At 76.2% G+C, this 6090-nt stretch carries 4 protein-coding genes; 1 reads left to right on the forward strand and 3 read right to left on the reverse strand.

What is annotated here, in order from left to right; all coding sequences use genetic code 11:
* Window positions 1–1834, reverse strand: a 1834-nt coding sequence (locus CBZ_RS17790; protein ID WP_246013521.1) for a circularly permuted type 2 ATP-grasp protein, incomplete at its 3' end; no start/stop codon positions are given.
* Between the two features lie 202 nt (window positions 1835–2036).
* On the reverse strand, window positions 2037–4037 hold the full coding sequence (locus CBZ_RS17795; RefSeq protein ID WP_130782811.1) for a glycoside hydrolase family 15 protein: 2001 nt from the start codon (window positions 4035–4037) through the stop codon (window positions 2037–2039).
* A 143-nt stretch (window positions 4038–4180) separates the two neighbouring features.
* Between CBZ_RS17795 and CBZ_RS17800 the strand changes: the two genes are divergently transcribed.
* On the forward strand, window positions 4181–4504 hold the full coding sequence (locus tag CBZ_RS17800; protein ID WP_130782812.1) for a hypothetical protein: 324 nt from the start codon (window positions 4181–4183) through the stop codon (window positions 4502–4504).
* Window positions 4505–4551: 47 nt separating this feature from the next.
* Here the strand turns inward: CBZ_RS17800 and CBZ_RS17805 are convergent, their stop codons facing one another.
* Window positions 4552–5925 (reverse strand): pyridoxal phosphate-dependent decarboxylase family protein, encoded by a 1374-nt coding sequence (locus tag CBZ_RS17805; RefSeq protein ID WP_130782813.1) that lies wholly within the window; start codon window positions 5923–5925, stop codon window positions 4552–4554.
* Window positions 5926–6090: the final 165 nt, after the last annotated feature.

Here is a 6090-nt window from a genome sequence, read left to right on the forward strand (position 1 = left end):
GGTCGAGCGCGAGCGCCCGCAGCGCGGGCGGACCGGCCGGGGCGCGGCCCGGGGTGTCGCCCCCGGCGCGCTCGGCGGGCAGCGCGGCCGGGGTCAGGCTCGCGAGCAGCACCGCGAGCGCCCGGCCCCCGACCGACGCGGGCCGCCGGTGGAAGTCGTCCCAGCGGTCCGCGACGACGCGCAGCACGCGCGCCTGGTCCTCGGCCCGCTCGGCGTAGCGGCCCATCCAGTAGAGGTTCTCCGCGGTGCGCGGGGAGATGCCCGTCGCGGGGATGCGCGCCACGACCGCGTCGGCGGAGACCTCGTCCGGCGGGGCGTCGGGGGCCGTGTCGGGCGTGGGCGACGCGAGCACCCAGACGTCCTTCGCGGTCGCACCCGTCGCCGACGACACGACGTGCCCGGTCGCGACGCGGGCCAGGCCGCCCGCCATCACGATGTACGACGAGCGCTGCGCGACCGCGAACGTCCGCAGCACCGCCGCGCGCGGCCCCAGGTCGGCCGGGCCGACGCCGTCCGCCGCGGGCAGGTCGCTCCCCACCCCGACGGGTGTGCCGTCGACGACGGGCCCGGCCGGGCCGACGGGCTCCTGCCCGACCCACGCCCACGGCTCGGCGCTGATCCGGGCCGCGACCTCGGCCCGCTCCCGGTGGGACAGCGTCCAGCCGAGGATCGTGCCGACCGCGGAGCCGCGCACCGTGGGCAGCACGACGAGCCGGTTCAGGTGCGTGACCACGTGCTGCAGGCCCGTCGGGTCGCCGCACCACCACGTCGGGGCCGACGGCAGCAGCAGGTCCTCGTCGAGGACGGTGCGCGCGAGCCGCGGCAGGTACGCGAGCAGCGCCGGGTTCTCCAGGACCGAGCTGCCGAGCGGGTTGACGACGCTCACCGTGCCCGCCCGCACGGCCCGGACGAGCCCGGGCACGCCCAGCCGGGAGCCCGTGCGCAGGTCGAGCGGGTCGCACCACTCGGCGTCGACGCGGCGCAGCACCACGTCGACCCGCTCCAGGCCGTCGAGCCCGCGCATCCACACGCGGCCCTCGCGGACCAGCAGGTCGGTGCCCTCGACGAGCGGCAGGCCGAGCATCGACGCGAGGTACGCCTGGTCGAACGCCGTCTCGCTGCCCGGGCCCGACGACAGCAGGACGACCCGCGGCTCGTCGGCGTCGCGTGGGGCGGCGTCCCGCAGCGCCTGGCGCAGCGCGTGGAAGAACGGGCCGAGACGCTGGATCGACGCCTGCCGGTACACGCCCGACAGGACCTGCGCGACGACCCGGCGGTCCTCCATCGCGTATGCCGCACCCGACGGCGCCTGCGTGCGGTCGGCGACCGCGCACCAGCCGCCCGACGCGTCCCGGACCAGGTCCGTCGCCGTGAGGACGAGCTCGCGGCCGCCCGGCATCCGCAGCCCGTCGACCTGCCGCAGGAAACCGGGGTGGGACAGGACGGTCGTCGGGGGCAGCAGCGGGTCGGTGAGCAGCCGGCGGGCGCCGTAGACGTCCTGCAGGACGGCGTCGAGGAGCTCGGCCCGCTGCACGAGCGCCGCGTCGAGGTGGGTCCACTCGGCGTCGTCGACCACGACCGGGACCGGGTCGAGCCGCCACGGGTGCGCCGCGCCGTCCGGGCTGTCCGCGCCGTACGTGACGCCGTGGTCCGCGAGCAGCCGCTCCGCCGCGGCGCGTGCCCGCGCGAGGTCGGCGGTGCTCGGCTCGTCGGCGGGGTCGACCAGGCGCGCCCAGTCGGGCCGGAAGTCGTCGAGCGCCACGGCCGCTGCGGCCAGCGCGGTCCCGTCGTCGGGCGCGGCGGGCCGCCCGGGCGTCGAGAGCAGGTCGGTCACCCGAAGAGTCTGACCCATGAGGCGCGCCGGCCTGGGCCGATGCCCGCCCGCGCCGCCCGCGAGTTCGCCGGTCCGCGCCGAGCTCGCCGGCCCTAGCCGGCGAAGTCGACCCGAACCAGCGAACTCGCCGACCGGTGGGGTGGTGGGGGAGCGGGTGGGTGAGGCGGGCGGTGGGGGACCGGGGGCGGGCCTTGTGGAGTGGTCAGCCGCCGCGGTTGGGGGGCTCGAAGTGGATGCCGTCGTGGCCCGCGCGCTCCTCGCCGCGGATCACGTGCATGACCGCGTTGATGAGCGCCAGGTGCGTGAACGCCTGCGGGAAGTTGCCCAGGTGGCGGCCCGTGCGGGTGTCGATCTCCTCCGCGTACAGGTTGAGCGTCGACGTGAACGACAGCAGCCGCTCGCACAGCGCCCGCGCCCGCTCGAGCTCCCCGATCTCGACCAGCGCGCTGACCAGCCAGAACGAGCAGATCGTGAACGTCCCCTCCTCGCCCTCCAGCCCGTCGTCGGTCTCCTCGACGCGGTACCGCAGGACGAGGCCGTCGACCGTGAGCTCGTCGGCGATGGCCAGGACGGTCGCGCGCACGCGCGGGTCCTCGGGCGGCAGGAACCGCAGCAGCGGGACGAGCAGCAGCGACGCGTCGAGGGCGTCGGACCCGTACCGCTGCACGAACACGCCCCGGTCGTCGACGCCGTTCGTGCAGATGTCGGCGTGGATCTCCGCGGCGAGCTTGCCCCACTCCTCGGCGAAGTCGTGCTCGTCGTGCATGCGGGCCAGCCGGGCGCCGCGGTCGAGCGCGACCCAGCACATGAGCTTCGACGCCGTGAAGTGCTGCGGCTCGCCGCGCACCTCCCAGATGCCGCGGTCGGGCTCGTGCCAGTGCCGGGTCGCGGCCTCGACCTGCCGCTTCAGCACCGGCCACAGCGACTCGGGGAGCTGCTCGCGGGACTTCGCGTGCAGGTACACCGAGTCGAGCACGGCCCCCCAGACGTCGTGCTGGCGCTGCTCGAAGGCCGCGTTCCCGACGCGCACCGGCGTCGCGCCCTCGTACCCCGTGAGGTGCGTGAGCTCGGCCTCGTCGAGCCGCTCCTCGCCGCCGACGCCGTACATGATCTGCAGGTCCTTGTTGTCCCGGCAGACGTCGTGGATGAACGCGAAGAAGTCGTTCGCCTCCCGGTCCAGGCCCAGCGTGTACAGGCCCCACAGCGCGAACGTCGAGTCCCGGATCCACGCGTACCGGTAGTCCCAGTTCCGCTCCCCGCCGGGCGTCTCCGGCAGGCTCGTCGTGGAGGCCGCCAGCAGGGCGCCCGTCGGCGCGTACGTCAGGCCCTTGAGCGTGAGCGCGCTGCGCTGCAGGTACGTGCGCCACGGGTGGTCGGGGAAGACGCCGAGCGTGATCCACTCCCGCCAGTACTCCTGCGTGCGCCAGAGCTGGTCGGCGGCCTGCTCCCACGTGCGCGGCGCGGGCAGCGGCGACCAGGACAGCGCGACGAACGCCTTGTCGCCGTTGACCATCCGGGTGCGCGCCGACGCGGTCCGGCCGTCGATCCCCAGGCGCAGGCTCGACGTGAGGCGCAGCGCCAGACCGCCCTCGCCGTTCCCGCCCGCCGCACCCGGGTCGCCGTCGTCGAGCATCGTCTGCACCGCGTGGTAGTCCGCGTCCGTGTAGTCCCACGTGGCCCGGCGGCGCCCGTAGTCGGGTGCGGGCTCGCACTCGACCTGCAGGTCGACCGTGCCGCTCACGCACGTGACCGTGCGCAGCAGGATGTGCTCGGCGTCGTCGTCCGTGGGGGTGCGGCGGTGCGTCGCGGACCGCTCCTCGGTGTTGTGCCACGGCCCCATGACCATCGCGTCGCGCACGACCAGCCAGCCCGTCGGCGTCTGCCACGTCGTCTCCAGGACGAGCGTGCCGGGCAGGTAGCGGCGGGCCGTCGGGACGCGCACCCCGTGCGGCCCCACCCGGAACGAGCCGGCGGCCCGGTCGAGGATCGCCGCGAACACGCTCGGGGAGTCCGGCCGCGGCACGCACATCCACTCGACCGCGCCCGCGGGGGAGATCAGGCAGTTCGACTCGCAGTCGGACAGGAACGCGTAGCTCGCGATCGCCGGGAACGGGGAGCGGTGCGGTACGTCCGACGCGTGGTGCGGCCGGGCGAGCGCCGTGTCGGCCCGGGACGGCGGCGGGGGTGGGGGGACGGGGGCCATCACCCCAGCGTCGTCCTTCTCGGTGTCGTTGTCCGCACGGACGTGTTGCGGTCGTGTGACGTGCGACGACGGTCGGCGCCCGGCCGCAGGTGTGCCAGCATCGTCGCCGTGCCGCCGACCGTCGCCCGCAGGAGGACCGGCCCGTGCCCTCCTACCGCGTGACCGCGACCGTCGGGCTGCTGCGCCCCGGCACCGATGCCGCCGCCGTGCTGCCCGCGGCGGTCGACGCCGCGCGTCCGCTCGCGACCGTCGAGGCGTTCGACGTCGGCGTCGTCCGCGGTCAGGCACGCGTGACCGTGCGGTTCGAGTCCGACGGCGACGGCGCGGCCCGGCGCGCGGCACGGGCGGTCCTCGAGCGGCTCGACGAGCTCGCGGAGACGGAGGACGGGAGCGTCACGCGCCGGTACGGCAACCGGTGGTACCCGCTGCGGCGCCCGGGCCGGTCGGGGGTCCTGCCGCCCCACTGACGCGGTCGCCAGGGCGACGACAACCCGCCGAGGTCGGCAGGTCGGCGTCAGCCCGACGTGACCGCCCGGCGCACCGCGTCGACCGTCGCCGCGACCTCGCCCGCGTCCGTGCCCCAGTTGCTCACCGAGAACCGGATGACGTCCCGGTCGCGCCACCGGGACGTGTACGCGTACGCCACGCCCTCGTCGCGCAGCGACTGGGCGACGGCCTGCGTGGTGGCGTCGTCGGCCAGCGCGACGCACACCTGCGTCCAGACGACCTCGTTGACGACCTCCACGCCGTCGATCGTCGCGAGCCCCGCGGCGAGCGCGGCCGCGCCGTCGCCCAGCCGGTCGACGAGCTCCGCGACGCCCTGCCGGCCGAGCCACGCGAGGGTCGCCCAGACGGGCACGCCGCGCGAGCGGCGCGACATCTCCGGGACGGTCTCGTGCGGGTCGGTCGACTCGGCGGCGACCAGGTAGCTCGCGCGGATGCCCAGCGCGGTGCGGGCCGCGACGGGGTCGGCGACGACCGCGATGCCGCTGTCGTACGGCACGTTGAGCGTCTTGTGCGCGTCGGTCGCCCACGAGTCCGCGGTCTCGTACCCGTGCGTCAGGTGCGCGTACCGGGGAGACGCCGCGGCCCACAGCCCGAACGCGCCGTCGACGTGCACCCACGCCCCGGCCTCGTGCGCGACGGCGACCGCCGCGCCGACGTCGTCGAACGCACCCGAGTGCACGTTGCCGGCCTGCAGGCACACGATCGCGGGACCGTCGCCGTCGGCCAGGGCGTCCGCGAGCGCGTCGACGACGATGCGCCCCTGGTCGTCGGACGGCACGAGGCGCGCGGCACCGAGCCCGAGGTAGCGCGCCGCGAGGTCGACCGAGCCGTGCCGCTCCGTCCCGGCGACGAGCCGGACCCGTGGCGCACCCGTCAGCCCGGCGGTGTTGACGTCCCACCCGACGGCCCGCAGCACGTGCTCGCGGCCCGCGGCGAGCCCGACGAGGTTCGCGGTCGTCGCCCCCGTCACGAACCCGACCGCGGACGCCGCCGGCAGCCCCAGCAGGTCGAGCAGCCACTGCCCGGCGAGGTCCTCGACGGCCGTCGTGCTGGGCGAGGCGTACCGCATGCCGCCGTTCTGGTCCCACGTGCTCGTGAGCCAGTCGGCGGCGAGCGCCACCGGGTACGTGCCGCCGATGACCCAGCCGTAGAAGCGCGGCGACTGGCTTGCGAGCAGGCCCGGCTCGACGGCGTCCGCGAGGCGCTCGAGGACCTCGCGCGGGTCCTGCGTCGTCGCGGGCAGGTCGCGGCCGAGCGCGTCCTTGACCTCGTCGGCGTCCGACGCGGGCGGGATGGGCCGCTCGGGAACCTGGTCGAGCCACTCGACCGCGCGGTGCCGGGCGGCGTCGAGCAGGTCGCGGTAGTCGTCGGTCGGGCTCACCGGGCACCTCCGGCCCTCGGGGACCGCCGGCCGTCGGGCGTCGTCCCGCGTCGGGCGCCGTCGCCCGCGGAGGTCCGCATGCTCCGGAGTGTTCTCCCGCGCCCGGGGCCCGTCAACGCGCGCGGCGGGTGGAAGACGACGTCGCCGGGCGGTGGCGCGGGCGTG

It is taken from the genome of Cellulomonas biazotea (genome assembly GCF_004306155.1).
Classification (GTDB): Bacteria; Actinomycetota; Actinomycetes; order Actinomycetales; family Cellulomonadaceae; genus Cellulomonas; species Cellulomonas biazotea.

What these genes read in the sequence shown, in the direction of transcription:
- CBZ_RS17795 (WP_130782811.1), bottom strand. Translation starts at nt 4,037, where the DNA reads ATGGCCCCCGTCCCCCCACCCCCGCCGCCGTCCCGGGCCGACACGGCG.